The sequence below is a fragment of the Sphaerisporangium corydalis genome (genome assembly GCF_025506355.1).
Lineage (GTDB): Bacteria > Actinomycetota > Actinomycetes > Streptosporangiales > Streptosporangiaceae > Sphaerisporangium > Sphaerisporangium corydalis.
Genome location: NZ_JANZYP010000015.1, coordinates 135,849 through 152,447, shown reverse-complemented (window position 1 = coordinate 152,447; position 16,599 = coordinate 135,849). Strand labels below are relative to the sequence as shown.

The 16,599-nt window shown below is 73.4% G+C and carries 10 protein-coding genes; 6 read left to right on the top strand and 4 right to left on the bottom strand.

Going from position 1 to position 16,599, the window contains the following annotated elements:
• Positions 1–336: 336 nt before the first annotated feature.
• The 3 genes from NYZ98_RS13700 to NYZ98_RS13690 form a co-directional block, all read right to left on the bottom strand.
• On the bottom strand, positions 337–540 hold the full coding sequence (locus NYZ98_RS13700; protein WP_262843118.1) for a hypothetical protein: 204 nt from the start codon (positions 538–540) through the stop codon (positions 337–339).
• A gap of 60 nt (positions 541–600) precedes the next feature.
• Positions 601–2,172 carry an LCP family protein gene (locus tag NYZ98_RS13695; protein WP_262843117.1) on the bottom strand — a complete coding sequence of 524 codons (1,572 nt, stop codon included), beginning with the start codon at positions 2,170–2,172 and terminating at the stop codon, positions 601–603.
• A 138-nt stretch (positions 2,173–2,310) separates the two neighbouring features.
• Positions 2,311–3,807 (bottom strand): alpha/beta hydrolase family protein, encoded by a 1,497-nt coding sequence (locus NYZ98_RS13690; protein ID WP_262843116.1) that lies wholly within the window; start codon positions 3,805–3,807, stop codon positions 2,311–2,313.
• 212 nt (positions 3,808–4,019) lie between these two features.
• Between NYZ98_RS13690 and NYZ98_RS13685 the strand changes: the two genes are divergently transcribed.
• The 4 genes from NYZ98_RS13685 (at position 4,020) to NYZ98_RS13670 (ending at position 13,792) form a co-directional block, all read left to right on the top strand.
• On the top strand, positions 4,020–5,147 hold the full coding sequence (locus NYZ98_RS13685) for an exonuclease SbcCD subunit D (protein ID WP_262843115.1): 1,128 nt from the start codon (positions 4,020–4,022) through the stop codon (positions 5,145–5,147).
• Positions 5,148–5,199: 52 nt separating this feature from the next.
• Positions 5,200–9,177, top strand: a complete 3,978-nt coding sequence (locus NYZ98_RS13680) for an AAA family ATPase (RefSeq protein ID WP_262843114.1) — start codon at positions 5,200–5,202, stop codon at positions 9,175–9,177.
• A gap of 585 nt (positions 9,178–9,762) precedes the next feature.
• Positions 9,763–12,378, top strand: coding sequence for an AAA family ATPase (locus NYZ98_RS13675; RefSeq protein WP_262843113.1), 2,616 nt, complete (start codon positions 9,763–9,765; stop codon positions 12,376–12,378).
• 70 nt (positions 12,379–12,448) lie between these two features.
• Positions 12,449–13,792, top strand: a complete 1,344-nt coding sequence (locus tag NYZ98_RS13670) for a DUF58 domain-containing protein (protein ID WP_262843112.1) — start codon at positions 12,449–12,451, stop codon at positions 13,790–13,792.
• 52 nt (positions 13,793–13,844) lie between these two features.
• Here NYZ98_RS13670 and NYZ98_RS13665 read toward each other — a convergent pair whose 3' ends face one another.
• Complete coding sequence (locus NYZ98_RS13665) at positions 13,845–14,540, bottom strand: M50 family metallopeptidase (protein ID WP_262843111.1); 696 nt, start codon at positions 14,538–14,540, stop codon at positions 13,845–13,847.
• Positions 14,541–14,829: 289 nt separating this feature from the next.
• Here NYZ98_RS13665 and NYZ98_RS13660 point away from each other — a divergent pair, with 289 nt between their 5' ends.
• Positions 14,830–15,348, top strand: a complete 519-nt coding sequence (locus NYZ98_RS13660) for a nuclear transport factor 2 family protein (protein ID WP_262843110.1) — start codon at positions 14,830–14,832, stop codon at positions 15,346–15,348.
• 105 nt (positions 15,349–15,453) lie between these two features.
• Positions 15,454–16,563, top strand: a complete 1,110-nt coding sequence (locus NYZ98_RS13655) for a magnesium and cobalt transport protein CorA (RefSeq protein ID WP_262843109.1) — start codon at positions 15,454–15,456, stop codon at positions 16,561–16,563.
• Positions 16,564–16,599 lie beyond the last annotated feature (36 nt).

Below are 16,599 nucleotides of genomic sequence, written 5' to 3'. Positions count from 1 at the left end.
GCCTGACCGCCTGACCGCCGGCCGCCGGGCCGCCGACCGCCTGACCGCCGGCCGCCGGGCCGCCGACCGCCTGACCGCCGGCCGCCGGGCCGCCGACCGCCTGACCGCCTGACCGCCTGACCGCTGGCCGCCGGGCCGCCGACCGCCTGACCGCCTGACCGCCTGACCGCTGGCCGCCGGGCCGCCGACCGCCTGACCGCCGGGCGACTACCGCCGACCACCGACGGCCGGGCGACTACCGCCGACCACCGACCACCGGGCGACAACCGCCGACCGCCGGGGGCCGACCGCTGGGCGTACCGGGGGCCGGTCCCTTCGGGCGGTGGGGTGTGGTGGTCAGTTCTTGGGGGTTCTGAGTTGGCGGCGCAGGGCGGGGACGGCCAGGGCGAGGCCGGCGATCGCGACGACCAGCCCGATCGCGAACCATTCCTTGGCCCCGCTCATGAAGCTGCCTCCGACGTAACCGAGCCCCTGCAGGGCCCACAGGGCGCCTACCAGGACCAGTACGACGCCTACCGCGATGAGCAGCCAGTTCTTCACAGGGGTCCTCCTCAGGGCCGAAAAGCAGTGACAGCATCTCACCTGCCGGGGACACCGGGATCAGGTGCCGCAGATGTCGCTCCCGGCGGCGGTGGAGTCCCGCTTGGACGGCGTGCCCGCCGAGGTGGACGGGGACGGCGTCCCCGTACCCGTAGGAGAGGCGCTGGCGGAGTTCTCAGGAGAGGCGCTGGCGGCGGCGGAGTCCTCAGGGGTGGCGGTGGCGGCGGAGTTCTCAGGGGTGGCGGTGGCCGGGGTGGTGGTGCCGGGGATCAGGCCGGAGGCGGTCGCCGCCGGTGAAGGGCTGGCCGCGCGGGCGGCCGAGGCGCGGATGGCCTTGGCGCTCAGCTTGCGGATGCGGGCCCAGTCCGGGTTCCCGGTGTTGATCAGAGGCGGCACGAACGGCACCCCCGTGACCTGGGCGTCCCGGACCTTCACCGCGAGGGGGACGAGATGTTCGAGCATCTTGCGCGGGATGTCGGTGCGGAACATCCCCTTGGAGGCCTTCGCGAGCTGGTTGAACCGCAGCAGCACGGTCCCCGGGTCGGCCTGGTGCAGCAGGGCGTCGAGCACGCACCGCTGGCGTCCCATGCGGGTGTAGTCGTCGCTGAAGGTGCGCGAGCGGGCGAACCACATCGCGTCCGCCCCCCGTAGCTTGCGGGTGCCGGCCCGGACCAGCCCCTCGTTGTGCTTGCCGAAGACGATGTCGTTGGGGACGGTGAGCGTCAGACCGCCCAGGGCGTCGATGATCCGGGCGAGCCCCCACATGTTGACCAGCGCGTACCAGTCGACCTCGACCCCGAGGGTGTACCCGACGGTCTCCTTCAGGGTCTCGGGGCCCATGCCCGTGCGCCCGCCGAACAGCTCGGTGTGGGTCTCGGCGTACTCCCAGACGGCGAAGAGCAGGTCCTCCCGGGACCCGTCGGGGTTGGCGGGCAGCCGGAACCCGGCGGGGAAGCGCTCGTGCATCGGGCTTCCCGGGGGAAAGCGCACGTTCTCCAGGTTGCGCGGCAGGCTGAGCAGGACGGTGTCGCCGGTCCGCACGTCCACGCTGGCGAGGTTGACGCTGTCGGTGCGCACGCCGACGCGGTCGGGCTGCCAGTCGCCGCCGAGGAGCAGGATGTTGACCCGCGTCCTGCCCGCCCACGGGCTCTCGGGCCGCGCCGCCCCGGTGGGGGCCGCCACGACCGTCGCGGGGCTGTCGAAGACGGTGTTCAGCGTCTCCTCGGAGACCATCACGTACTGTGCGACCACGGCGAACGGCAGCGTCACGGTGACGGCCAGCGCCCCGGCCAGGATCCCGGAGATGATCTGACCGGTCTGGGAGAGTTCGCCCGGCCGGAGGATCACGTACGAGCGGACCAGCAGGGCGAACCAGCCCAGGGCCGCGACCACGGCGGCGATCGTGATGCCGCGCAGCCAGGCCGGGTCGAGCAGGCGCCCGGCGAGTTCGGCGTTGGCCGTGAAGGCGGCGAAGGCGAGGGCGGCCACCGCCAGGACGTAGGTCCCGAGCAGGGCGAAGCCGGTACGCCGCCGGCCCGCGCGCAGGTGGGCCGAGCCCGGCAGCACCGCGGAGAGGGCCGTCCAGCCGATGACCGCGGCCGTTCCCCGGGCCCTCTTGCTTGTTTCAGGCAATGCCGTCCCGCTCCCCTCGACCAGGAGGGGAAATGTAGTGAGGGGATCCGACGGGCACGTGAACAGCCCGAGAACGGATCACGATTTGTACGGATACGTACGAATGGGGTACTCCGAGGCGGCCAGGTGGACGCCTCGTCACCAAGGGATGCCGAACAGACCGTAGTAGGCGGCCGTCACCAGGAGCAGGGCCGTGCCACCCAGGATGGTGGCGATCGTGAACCGCTGCCAGCGGCCAGGCTCCCACCCGTCCCTGAGCGCGGCGACGACCGCCGCGACGGTGGTGACCTCCTGCACGAGCATCAGCACCGCCAGCACCCGGACGACCAGCCATCCGGACAGCACCGCCGGCCACGCGCCCGCCTGGTTCACCGAGAAGAGCACGATCAGCGTGATGAAGGCCACCACCGAGGCGAGCAGGCCGAGGCCCGTCCAGACCATCCGGCGCAGCCGCCGGCGGACGCCGGGCCAGAGCTCGGATCTCGCGGGGGCCAGCAGGTCACGGCCGCGCAGCCGCACGACCATCTCGGTGACCGGCGCGGCGACGTACCCGACGGCGGTGAGGGTGAGCGCGAGGCCCAGGATGGCGGTGCCCGCGTACCAGGGGGCCTTCGGCACGTCGGACGCCTCGTACCGCTGCACGGGCGTCGCCCCCGCGACCTGCGCGTCCGCGGGCGGCCGGGCGCTGCGGGGCAGGCCGAGGATCCAGTTCGCCAGCGTGTCGAGGTACCCGCGGGCGAACGTGCCGCCGTTGACCCGCATCGCGTGGTCGGCGCCGCCGAGGAACCGGATCGTGTAGTCGGCGTTGCCCGCGGCGGTCATCGCGGTGGTGAGCGTCTGCGTGCTCTCCACGAACGGGATCGACGGGTCCATCGTCCCGTACAGCGCCAGGACCGGCCGCGTCATCTTGCTCATCGCGGGGACGCTGTCGTAGCGGAGGAAGTTGAACCCCACCCCGCCCATCGCCCGGGTCAGCAGGTCGCGGACGCCGGCGGGCGCGTGCAGCCGCTCGAGCTGCTCGTTCAGCGCCCAGGCCACCTGCCGCACGGGGGAGACGTTGGGGGAGGAGACCAGCACCGTGAAGCCGACGTCCAGGCTCTGGGCGGCGGCGATGGGGATGACCCAGCTTCCCTCGCTCACGCCCCACAGGCCCGTGCGCACCGGGTCGACGTCGGCGCGCAGCCGCAGCGTCTCGATCATGCGGAGCGCGTCGTCGGCGAGGAGCGCGAAGTCGCGGTGCCGGAAGTCGTACCCGACGGTGCGCTTGTCGTAGGTGAGCGTGACCACCCCGGCCATCGCCAGCCACGTGGCCTGCGTGGTGAACTCGCCCCGGTCGCCTCGGCCCGAGCCCTGGACGAAGACCATCGCGGGGTGGCGGCCGGGCGTGCGCGGCGCGCGGATCGTGGCCGTGAGGGTGGTCCCCTTGGCCGGGATGGAGATGTCCTGCACGGCGATGGGCGCGTTGTGCGCGACGGGGCGGTACTCCGCCTGGGGTTGCGCGGGCAGGGACTGGAAACTCTGGCTCTCGGTCAGCCGCGGAGGGTCGAAGGCGGGCGGGGACAGCATGTATCCGACCGTCGCCAGGATCGCCAGCAGCAGTCCGGTCGCCATGCTCAACCGGCTACGCTCGCTCACGCCACCTCCTCGTCGGGCGGCTCGCCGCGGACCTCGCGCCCTCGGGACGGCCATGCCGGCTCCTCAGGGTCTCGCTCCCCGGTTGAACGCGTCCATCGTCCACGGGTTTCCACCCCAAATATGACCTCCGATCATCAGGTTAAGTCACGCGGGGGGAACGATGGTGCGGCTGGTACCTCATTTGTCAGTGGGACCTGTTAGCTTCCTGCGACATGCGTGTGCTGCACACCTCCGACTGGCATCTGGGCCGGGCCTTCCACCGCGAAAGCCTGATCGCCGCCCAGGGCGCCTTCGCCGACCACCTGGTCGAGACGATCCGCGCGGAGCGTGTCGACGTGGTGGCCGTGGCGGGTGACGTGTACGACCGCGCGCTGCCCTCGGTCGACGCGGTGGCGCTGTGCGACGAGACGCTGCGGCGGCTGGTCGCCGAAGGGGTGCGCACGATCCTGATCAGCGGCAACCACGACTCGCCACGCAGGCTCGGCTTCGGCGCCGACCTCATGGACGCGGCCGGCGTCCACCTCCGCACTGACCCGGCCCGCGCCGGCGAGCCCGTCGTGGTCGGCGACGTCGCCTTCTACGGCATCCCCTACCTGGAGCCCGAGGTGGTCCGCGCGCCGTGGGAGCTGGCCGAGCGCACGCACACGGCCGCGATCGAGCACGCCATGACCCTGATCCGCGACGACCTGGCGGGCCGGGGCACGCGGTCGGTGGTCCTGGCGCACGCCTTCGTCACCGGCGGCGAGAGCAGCGACAGCGAGCGCGACATCAGCGTCGGGGGCGTGTCCCACGTCCCGGTGTCCGCCTTCGCCGGCGTCGACTACGCCGCCCTCGGCCACCTGCACGGCCGGCAGCGGATGAGCGACTCCGTGCGCTACTCCGGCTCCCCGATCGCGTACTCCTTCTCCGAGGCGAACCAGGTGAAGGGGTCGTGGCTGGTCGACATCGGCCCGGACGGGTTCACCGGCGCCGAGTTCGTGCCCGCGCCCGTGCCGCGCCCGATCGCCCGCGTCCGCGGCCACATCGACGACCTGCTGGGATCCCCGAAGTGGACGCGGTACGAGGAGCACTGGCTCCAGGTCACCCTCACCGACCCGGTACGGCCCAAGGGCGCGATGGAGCGGCTGCGGCTGCGCTTCCCGCACACGCTCGCGCTCGCCTTCGACCCGGAGGGCGCCGGTCAGGGCCCGTCCCGGGTGCCACGGATCGTGGGCCGGCCCGAGATCGACGTGGCGCTCGACTTCGTCCGCGCGGTGCGCGACGAGCCCGCCGACGACGAGGAACGGCGGCTGCTGCGCGAGGCGGTCGAGGCCTGCCGGGTGAAGGAGACGGCCGTCTGATGGCGTGCCAGAGCGAGGGAGACGATCCCGCGACGCGTGGAGGGCGTCTGAGATGAGGCTGCACCGGCTGTGGCTGACCGCCTTCGGGTCGTTCCCCGGAGACGAGGAGGTCGACTTCGACGCGCTCGGCGAGGCGGGACTGTTCCTGGTCCACGGCCCGACGGGCGCCGGCAAGACGACCGTGCTCGACGCGGTGTGCTACGCCCTGTACGGCCAGGTGCCGGGGCAGCGCAACAGCGCGCGCCGGCTCCGCTGCGACCACGCCCCGCCCGACCGCGGGCCCAAGGTCGCGCTGGAGGTCACCGTTCGCGGGCGGCGGTTGCGCGTCACCCGCTCGCCCGTCTGGAACCGGCCCAAGCTGCGCGGCGAAGGACTCGTCGAGGAGAAGGCCAAGGCGCTGCTGGAGGAGTGGCAGCCCTCCGGCGAGTGGCGGTTCCTGACGGGCCGCGCCGACGAGGCCGGGGAGCTGATCGGCGGGCTGCTCGGCATGAACGCCGACCAGTTCTGCCAGGTCGCGATGCTGCCGCAGGGCGACTTCGCGCGTTTCCTGCGGGCCGACGGCGACGAGCGCCGCAAGCTCCTGGAGAAGCTCTTCTCGGTCAAGATCTTCAGCGATGTCGAGCACTGGCTGGCCGACCACCGCACCCGCACGGGCCAGGAGCGCCAGGAGCTGCGCCAGCGGGTCGACTCCGTCACCGACCACATGCGCGGCGCCGCCGGCCCCGCGCTGCTCGCCTCCCTGGACGAGCCGGGGACCCCTGACCACGCCGACGAGCCGCTCGCGTGGGCGCAGGCGCTGCTCGCGGCGGCGCGGGACGCCGTGACCGGGCGGGCGGCGGCGAAGGCGGCGAGCGAGGCGGCGCTGCGGTCCGCGCGCGTCGAGCTGGAGGGCGCCCACGCGCTGGTCCAGCGGCAGCGCGGCCACGCCGACGCGGTGGCGCGCCGTGACGAGCTCGACCGGGCGGCCGACGAGCGGTCCGACCTGGAGACCATCCTCGCCGAGGCCGCGCGTGCCGACCGGGTGCTGCCCCTGATCCACCAGTCCGAGCAGCGCGCGGAGGCCTCGGCGAAGGCCGATGGCCTCGCCGCCGACGCCATGGCCCGCGCCCTGCCCCTGCTCCCGACCGTCCGAAACGGGGGCCCCGGGTCTTCAGACGAGCCGGAACGCCTCGGCTCCGGGCCGTCGGCCGAGCATGAACGCGGGGGCTCAGGGTCGTCGGCCGGGATGGAGCGCGCCGGACCCGGGCTTGTGGCCGGGCTGGAGCGTGAGCGCCGCGACGAGATCGCCAGGCTGGAGCAGCTCCGGCCCGAGGAGGCGCGGCTGGCCGGTGTCCGCGAGGAACTGGGCCGGGCGGCGAAGCGCCTGGTGACGCTCGCGGAGCAGGAGGCCGCGACCGCCGAGCGGCTCGCCGTCCTGCCGGAGCTGCGCCGGGCGACCGGCGAGCGTCTCGCCCAGGCGCGCCTCGCCGCCTCCGGCCTCCCCGCCGCGCGGGCCGCCGTGGCCGCCGCCGGGCGCGATCTGGCCGCCGTTCAGCGGCGGGACGGCCTCGCGGACGAGCTCGCCGCGGCCCAGCGCGACCTGCGAGAAGCGCTCTTCCCCCTGCCGGGCCCCCCGCTCGCGTTCGCGCCGGAGATGGGCACGTCCGGCGCGGACGATGGCCTGGGGGACGCCGTCAGGGAGGCCGCGCGGGAGACGTGCGAGCGTCTCGCCGTGCTCGAACGGGCACACCGCGACGAACTGGCCGTCCTGGAGCACCGCCGCGCCGACGAGGCTCGGCACACCGAGGTCAAGGCCAGGCTGGCCGGCCTGGACGACCGGCTCGCCGAGCTGGCCGACCGGGAGGCGGCTCTCGCGGACGCCCAGGCCGAGCTGCCCGTACGCCTGGCGGAGATCGACGGCGGGCTCGCGGCCCTCAGGGCGGACCTGACGCTGGTCCCGGCCGCCGAGGCGGCCGGCCAGGCGGCGAACGCCCTGCTGGAGCAGGCGCGCCGCCGGGACGCCCTGGCGGTCGAGCTGGAGGCCGCCGAGGGTGAGCGGCGGCTGGTCACCGACGAGGCGCAGGAGCTTCGCGACCGGCTCCAGTCGATCAGGCAGGCCCGCATCGACGGCATGGCGGCCGAGCTGGCCGGTGGCCTGGTCCCGGGGGAGGCGTGCGCCGTCTGCGGCTCGCCGGAGCACCCCGCCCCGGCCTCGCCCGCGGACACGACCCCCACGGTCGACCACGAACGGGCGGCCCAGGAGCGGTCCGACCAGGCGCAGGAGGCCAGGCAGGAGGCGGAGCGCAGGGTCGCCGTGCTGTCCGCCCAGCTCGGCGAGGCGACCGGCCAGGCGGGCGGGCTCTCCGTGGCGGCGGCGCTGGCCTCACGCCAGGAGGCGGAGGCCGAGCTGACGCACCTCGGCGCGCTGGCCAGGCAGGAGCCCGCGCTCGCGGCGCGTGCGGAGTCCGTGCGCCGGGAGCTGGACACCGTCCGGAGCACGGCACAGGAGCTCGAACTGGCCGTCGCGGAGCACCGCGCCCGCCGTGCGGAGGCGCGCGACCAGGTCGAGCGGCTGGCGGCCGTGCTCGACGCCGCCAGGGACGGCGACGTGAGCGTGTCCGCCCGCCGCGAACGGGTCACCCGGGAGGCGCGCCTGCTGGACCTCGCGATCCAGGCGGCCACCCGCGTCGGCGACGCCGCCTCCGCCTACACCGAGGCCCGGGACGGCGTACGCCGCGACCACCTCGCCAGGACACCTTCCCTGGAGGGCGTGGACCCGGGGGTCGAGGAGGTGGAAGCGGTCCTGGTGGCGGCCGAGCTGGCCCTGGGGCGGCTGCGGGAGGCCGCCGGGGAGGAGGGTGCGCTCGCCGAGGAGGTCAGGCTGGTCGAGGCCGAGCTCGCCGAGCTGACCGAGGGCTCCACGCGCATCGGCCTGGAGGTCGCCGCCGAGCGCGCCAGGGAGCGGAGCCTGGCCGCCGACGCCGAGCGGCTGACGTCGGTGCTCGCCGCCGCCGTCGGTGACGACGCGACGCTCGCCGCGCGCCTTGAGCGGCTCACCGACGAGGCGCAGCTGCTCCACGACGCGGTGGAGGCCGGACGGCTCGCCCGTTCGGCCGGCGCCGAACGCGACGCGGCGGGCCTCGGTGCGGAGAACGCCGCCACGGACGCGGGGTTCGCGAACGTCGCCGACGCCCGCGCGGCCGCGCGTACGACGGCGGCCAGGGAGGCGATGGCCGAGCGGCTGCGTGGGCTGGACGCCGAGCGCGCGGCCGTGACGAGGTTACTGGGCGATCCCGAGCTGGTCGCGGCGGCGGCCCTGCCCGCGCCCGACGTCGCCGCGCTGACCGGGGCGTTCGACGCCGCCGAGCACGAGCACGCCACGCACGCCTCGGCCCGCGACCAGGCCGGCGCACGGTACGACCAGCTCCAGGCGCTGTCGGGGACCCTGGAGGCCACGCTGGCCGATTGGCGTCCGGCCGAGGAGCGCCACCGGCTCGCGAGGCGGCTCGCCGAGCTGGCCGTCGGGACCTCCGCGGACAACCGGTTCAACATGCGCCTGTCGTCGTACGTGCTCGGGGAGCGGTTGCGGCAGGTGGTGGACGCGGCCAACCAGCGGCTCGACCACATGTCCGGCGGCCGTTACCTCCTCCTGCACAACATGCGGAAGTCGGCCGCCGACCGCAAACGATCGGGCGGCGGGCTCGGGCTGTACGTGCTCGACGGCTGGACGGGGGCGGAGCGCGATCCCGCCACGCTGTCGGGCGGCGAGGCGTTCATGACCTCCCTGGCCCTCGCACTGGCGCTCGCCGACGTGGTGACGGACGAGGCGGGTGGGGTGGAGCTCGGCACGCTGTTCATCGATGAGGGGTTCGGCACCCTCGACGAGGAGAGCCTCGACGCCGTCCTCGACATCCTCGACGAGCTGCGGGACGGGGGCCGGGCCGTCGGCATCGTCAGCCACGTCGGAGAGTTGCGCGCTCGCGTCCCGGCGCAGCTCAAGGTGGTGAAGAACCGTTTCGGCTCCAGTCTTTCGGTGGCCGTTCCCGGATAAACCGCAATATAGGGGAACTTTAATGAGCACTGGGGTTGTTGGTGCGAATGGGGTTTACGGATTCATCTTGGGGCGAGGTGCGGCGCGCTAGGGTGGTCCACCGTCAACAGGGCAGAGGGAGAGTTACGGGGTGAAGATCCCAATGCCACGGGGTGACCGTCTGACAACAGTGGTAGCGGCGACCGTCGCCGACGTGCCGGGCGACATCGATGGTCATATCGACGACGTGACCGGCGCCGGCCGCGATCCGAGGGTTTCCCCGCCGCGCCGTTGTTCCAATGCGACGACTGATCAGGGGACCATGTCGTGAAGCACAGTCCGCAGCACAAAGACTCACAAGGCAACCACCCGCAGCATGGCGACGCGTACGACACCGACGCGCAGCACACTTCCGGACAGAGCACGACAGGTCACGCCACCACAGGGCAGACCCCCACCGGACCCACCACCTCCGGACCCGGCATCACGGGGTCTGGCGCCGCTGGGCCCGGTCCCACTGGTCACACCACATCGGGGCTGAGCACACCGGGGCTCAGCACCCCCGGTCACACCGCCGCCGGGCTCGGCACCGGCGGGTATGGCGGCGTGGGATCCGATCCGGCGGGGCTCGGCCTCGCGGGGCCTCGAGGCGACGGCCAGTACACCGGTCCGGCAGGGCAGGGTGGCGGCTACGGCGACCTGGCGACGGACAGCACCGACCCTGGTGGCCGGCTGTACCCGGCGGGACCTGGCGGGACGACCTACGGCGCGGGGCCGGGTTCCGGTTTCGGCGGGCTGTCGGCCGACAGCACCGACCCCGGCGGCCGGCTGTACCCGGCGGAGCTGGCCGGGCCGCCGTACGCCACGCCACTCGGCGGGCCGTCGTACGGTGCCGACCCGAACCGTCCGTCGTACGGCGCCGACTTGAACGGGCCTTCGTATGGCGCCGATCCGAGCGCGCCCTCGTATGGTGCCGACCCGAACGGGCCGTCGTACAGTGCGGCGCTCGGGGGACCGCCGTTCAGCGCCGAGCTCGCCGGGCCGCCGTACTCCCTGGACTACAGCGGGCCCCCGTACGGTGCCCCGGACCAGCCGGTCGCGGGGACCGGCGGTTCCGCGCAGCCGGCCGACGCCCCGTACGGGACGGGCCGGTACCGGGCCGGAGATGGGCCGGGCACGGACCCGGCCGGCCCGACTTACCCGAGCGGGACCTACGGCACCGGGCAGTACGACCTGAACACCGGACGATACGACGCACCCCCGGTGAACGGCGCCGGACGGGACGCTCCTCCGGTGAACAGCCCGCGCGACGCTTCTCCGGTGAACGGCATAGGGCGGTACGACCTGGGCACCGGCCGGTATGACGCGCCAGGGGTGAACGACGCCGAGGCCGGCGACCCGGCACGCGGAAACGGCCAGTACGGCGCCGGCCCGCTTCCCACCGTCGCCGGCCCGCTTCCCACCGTCGCCGGCCCGCTTCCCACCGGCGCCGGGTCGTACTCGACGGGGGAACCCACTTACGGCGAGGGCGCCGGGTACGACGACGGGAAGTACGGCGGGGTTCGGTACGGCACCGCGCGGTCCGAGCCGGAGCGGCCCGGCGACGACCGCCTCGGCGCCGGGCGTCAACCGGGCGCGGGCCTGTCCAGCACCCCGCAGACTGGAACGGGACAGTCCTCCGGCGCGCAGCCCGGGTCGGCGTACTTCGGCGAAGCCCGTACGACCGACGACCGCATCGCCCCAGACCAGACCGGACCCGCCCACCTCACCCCCGGAACCACGACCCCGGGTTCGCTCAGCGGCGGCCAGGCCGGTGCGGGGATCGGTGGTCTGGGGTCGCTTGGCGGGGTGCAGGCCGGTGGTACGCAGCCTGGTACCGCGCTGTCCGGGAGCGGGCAGAGTGGGGGCGCGCAGGCCGGGACGGCGCAGGCCGGGGCGAGCGGGTACGGCTCCGAGCAGAGTGACACCGGCAAGTACGGGCTTGAGCAGAGTGCCGCCGTTGGATACGGGGTCGAGAACGCGGCCGTTGGAGTTGAGCGGAGCAGTACCGGTGGGTACGCGGATGAGCGTGGTGGTGCCGGGGGCGGTGGGTACGGCTCCGAGCAGGGGGGCGCTGGCGGGTATGGGGTTGAGCGTGGCGGTGCCGGGGGGAGCGGGTCTGGGGAAGGCCGGGTGGGGGGGTCTTCGTATGGGGGGAGCGACTCCGGGGGGATAGGCGGGGATCTGCCGACCACGCGGGTGACCGTCGCCCATGGGGACGTGGCGGGGCTGGCCGTGCAGTTCCAGCAGCGGTTCCACGCGCTCGCCGGGAACATCGAGCAGGTGATCCGCGGCAAGCGGGAGACGATCGAGCTGGCGCTGGTCTGCCTGTTCTCCGAAGGGCACCTGCTCATCGAGGACGTGCCGGGGACGGGCAAGACGACCCTGGCGCGGAGCCTCGCCGCCAGCATCCAGGCCGAGCTGCGCAGGATCCAGTTCACGCCGGACCTGATCCCCTCCGACATCACCGGTGTGTCGATCTACAGCCAGGCGCACCAGCGGTTCGAGTTCCACCCGGGCCCGGTGTTCGCCAACCTCGTGCTCGCCGACGAGATCAACCGCGCCTCCCCGAAGACCCAGGCGGCGCTGCTGGAGGTCATGGAGGAGCGGCGGGTCACGGTCGACGCCGAGTCGCATCCGGTGCCCCGGCCCTTCATGGTCCTGGCCACCCAGAACCCGGTGGACATGGACGGGACGTACCCCCTTCCCGAGGCGCAGCTCGACCGCTTCCTGATGTGCGTGTCCGTCGGGTACCCCGACCACGCGTCGGAGGTCGAGGTGCTCAAGGGCATGCCCGCCGGGCCCAAGGTGGAACACCTGCCCCTGATCGCCCGGGCCGCCGACGTCGCCGGAATGATCGACTTCGTCACCCGGATCCACGTCGCCGACTCGATCTACGACTACGTCGTGGCCCTGGTCAGCGCGACGCGGCGCTCGCCCGAGGTACGGCTGGGCGCGAGCCCCCGGGCCAGCCTGGCGCTGCTGCGCGCGTCGCGGGTGATGGCGGCGGCGGCCGGGCGGCACTACGTGATCCCCGAGGACGTCAGGGCGCTGGTCGCGCCGGTGCTCGCGCACCGGCTCATCCTCACCCCCGAGGCGGAGATGCGCGACCGCACGGCCACGTCCGTCATCGAGTCGACACTGGCGGCGACCCCCGGCCCCCAGGCACTCGCCGCGGTGTGACGCCGTGCCGACATGGGTGGCCGGAAGGTCGCGTTTGACGTCGTGCTGACATGGGTGGCCGGGAGGTCTCGTGTTGACGTGGTGGGGTCGCGGGGTGCTGGCCGGGTCGATCGTGCTCTACGGGCTCGCCTTCGTGCTCGGCCGCATGGAGCTGGTGGTGCCCGCCTCCGTGGGCGTGGTCGGCCTGATCGGCGCCCTGCTGTGGACGCTGCCTGAGGCCCGGCTGGCGATCCGCAGGGAGGTCATGCCGCTGAAGGTGGCGCGCGGCGAGGCACTGGTGGCCGTGCTGGACCTTCGCAACCACGGACGCTGGGTGCTGACCGGCCTGCGGGCCCACGACCGCGTGACCCCCGCCGGGAACGGCGCTGCGGCCCCGGACCATGCCGGTGGGGCCAGGGCCGAAGGTGGTCGCGACAGTCGGGGTGGTCGCGGTGATCGCGGTGGTCCGGGTGGTCGCGACCGTCGCGACAGTCACGGTGATCGCGGTGATCCGGGTGATCCGGGTGGTCGGGATGGTGAGCTGGTGGTCGGGGTGGGGTGGTTGCGGCGGGGGGCGGGGCGTGCCGTTTCGTATGAGGTGCCCACCGAGGTGCGCGGGGAGGCGCGGGTCGGGCCGCTCACGGTGGTGCGCCGGGACCCGCTCCGGCTGACCCGCACCCTGATAGAGCACGACGAGGACGCCGTCTTCCTGGTCAGGCCGCGCACGGTGCCGCTCGTGACGGCGCCGCCCGGCCGGGCCGCCGGGCTGGACGCGCGACGCGGCCACCGCGCCCCTCCGCGGTTCGGCGGCTCCTCACGGCCCGGCGCCGCCGCGAGCTTCGGTGGCACCGCGGGTTTCGCCGACGACGCGACGTTCCACGGCCTGCGCGAGTACGTCATGGGCGACGACCTCAGGCACGTCCACTGGCGGTCCAGCGCGCGCACCGGCTCCCTCATGGTCCGTACGCTCCTCGACCCCGGCCCGCCCCTGACGACGGTGGCCCTGGACACGCGCGCCGCGTCCTACGAGCCCGCCGGGTTCGAGCTGGCCGTGGACGCCGCGGCCTCGGTGGCGGTGGCCGTGGCGCGGGCCGGGCTGCCGGTGCGGCTGCTCACCGGCGAGCGCGTCCTGCTTGACGTGAAGGGCGGGGCGTGCGCCGCCGAGGCCGTGCTCGACCGGCTCGCCGTCGTACGGGCCTGCGCCGACCGCGCGGCGGACCCGGTGCGCCGCCTGCGCCCGGGAGGGCTGCTCGTCCTGGTGACGGGGGACGACGAGGCGGTGACCAGGGCCGCGGCCGTCCACCGCCGGTACGACCGCGCGTTGTGCCTGCGCATCGCCCCCGGCCCCCTCCCGCCCTGCGCACCGGGCGTCACCGTCATCGACGTCCCCGACCTCCCGTCACTCGCGACCTCCTGGACCACGACGCTGCGCTGACCGTCCGTCCCGCCCCAAGGGGGCCCGGCGACCGGCCTGACGCAGAGGGCGTTCAGAGGTCGTTCAGACGGGTCAGGAGGTCGAGGGGGGTCAGGAGGTAGGCGCCGATGGCGAGGGCGGCGGTGGCTACCAGCAGGAACAGGAAGACGAAGAAGCCGCCGGGGAAGTGGGTCAGGCGGGCGAGCTGGTCGGCGTCGGAGTCGGGTGCCCGGCCGTGCCGGCGCTTGCTCCGTAGTTCCATGATCGGCCGGATGCCGCCGACGAGGAGGAACCACGCCGCGAGTTGCGCGCCGATGGCCTGGACGTCGGGCGGGGCGAACCAGGACAGCGCGAACACCGCGCCGCCGATGGTCAGCAGGGCCACCACGCCGAACACGTTGCGGATCATCAGCAGCATGCAGGCGAGCAGGACCAGCACCGTCCACAGCAGGATGGTGATGTACCCGGCGGCGGTGAGGGAGGCGGCGCCGAGCCCGAGGAGCGACGGCGCGACGTACCCGGCGGCGGCCGTGAAGATCATGCCAGGGCCGGTCGGCCGCCCTCGGGTCAGGGTGACGCCCGAGGTGTCGGAGTGGAGCCGGATCCCCTGGAGTTTGCGGCGGGTGAGCAGGGCCACGAGCGCGTGGCCCCCCTCGTGCGCGACCGTGATCAGGCCTCTGGAGATGTGCCAGGAGGTCGGGTAGAGGACCACGCCCAGGGCGACGAGCGCCGCCAGGGCCGTGACCCAGATGGGCGGGCCCGGCTGCACGGTGGTCAGCCGTGTCCAGAGACCGCTGAGACTCTGCAGGGTCCACCTCCGTGAGTTCGCCGAAAAGGCGGGCGCGTGGGCGATATCGCGCGGACATAGCGTCGCATGACCCGCGGGGCGGGGTCGTGCCTGTGATGCTAGAACAACCTTCGTCCGAGAGGGCGGCGCCGGCCGGGGACGCCGGCGCCGGGGGCTCCTGTCGGGCCGCCTGACAGCGGATCGGCGCGGTGTGTGATCTGTCGGGCGCAATGGCATGCTCGCGCCGGGAAATCCCCCCTAAGCTGGGTCAATGCCTAACTCGCGTACGCCGGAATCACGGGGCGACGAGCACCAAGAGCTCATCCGCAAGTTCTACGACGCCTTCGCGCTCGGTGACACCGATGCCATGAGCCGGTGCTACCACCCTGACGTCAGTTTCGGTGATCCGGTCTTCCGTGAACTGGAGGGCCGTGAGCGGGTCATGGGCATGTGGCGCATGCTCCTCGCGGGCAACCGGGCCATCGAGGTCGAGACCCGTGACATCGCGGCCGACAACCATTCGGGCACGGCCCACTGGACGGCGCGGTACGTCTTCTCGCGGACCGGCAGGCGGGTGGTGAACGAGGTCGACGCCCAGTTCCGCTTCGACGACGGGCTGATCGTCCGGCACCACGACGAGTTCGACTTCCGCCACTGGTCCAGGATGGCGCTCGGCCGGCCGACGAGCCTGATGCTGGCCCTGGTCCCGGCGCTGCGACGCAGGCTGCGTGACCAGGCACGCGGCGGCCTGGAGGAGTACCTTCGCAGTAATTCGCCCATATCGGGTTAAGGTCTGACACGGCGGATGGCATTGGATTCAGGGAACGTGCCGTCCTCGAACATCCAGGGGAGGTGTGCCGTGCCGGAGCGTCGAGTACGTGGACTCAGGGATCTGATGCGGACCCCGGTACGGGGGGCCGACCACGAAGCGGCACCCGAGCATTCCATGGACCCCCGCCCGCACGAACCCGACGCCCCCGCCCAGCCGAGCGTCATCGACAACGCCGTCTACGTGGACGGCCAGCGCGTCGACACCCCGCCGTCGCTGGCCGAGGCGGTGATGGCCCTGCGCTCCCGTGCGGGGAGCATGGCGTGGATCGGCCTCTACCGCCCGGCGGAGGCCGAGATCCTCAAGGTCGCCGCGGAGTTCGGCCTGCACGACCTGGCCGTCGAGGACGCCATCGTCGCCCACCAGCGCCCCAAGGCCGACCGGTACGGCGACACGCTCTTCCTGGTGCTGCGCGCGGCCAGGTACATCGACGCCCTGGAGAAGGTCGAGTTCGGCGAGCTGCACGTCTTCGTCGGCCCCGACTTCGTGCTCACCGTCCGCCACAGCGAGGCGCCGGACCTCAGCAAGGTCCGCCGCCGGATGGAGACCGACCCCGGCCTGCTGCGGCAGGGCCCCCAGGCGGTCCTGTACGCGATCCTGGACGCGGTCGTCGACGGGTACGCGCCGGTGGTGGCCGGGCTGCAGAAGGACATCGACGAGATCGAGGTCCAGGTCTTCGGCGGCGACCCCGCGGCGCCCCGGCGCATCTACGCGCTGTCGCGCGAGGTGATCGAGTTCCAGCGGGCGACCCGGCCGCTGCTCGACATGCTGACCGGCCTGATCGCCGGTTCGCCGAAGTACGGCGTGGACGAGGAGCTCCAGCGCTACCTGCGCGACGTCGCCGACCACGCGATCACCGTCGTGGAGCGGGTGGACAACTTCCGGCAGATGCTCCAGGACATCCTGGTGGTCAACGCGACGCTGGTCAGCCAGGCGCAGAACGAGGAGATGAAGAACGTCACCCAGGCGAGCTACGCGCAGAGCGAGGAGGTCAAGAAGATCTCCTCATGGGCGGCGATCCTGTTCGCCCCCACGCTCGTCGGCACGATCTACGGCATGAACTTCACGCACATGCCCGAACTCGGCTGGGTCCTCGGGTACCCGTTCGCCGTCGCGCTCATGGCGGCGGTCTGCGGCACCCTCTATCTGATCTTCAAGCGCCGCGACTGGTTGTGACCACCCCGGGCCAGGCCGCGACCGGCAGTGACTCCG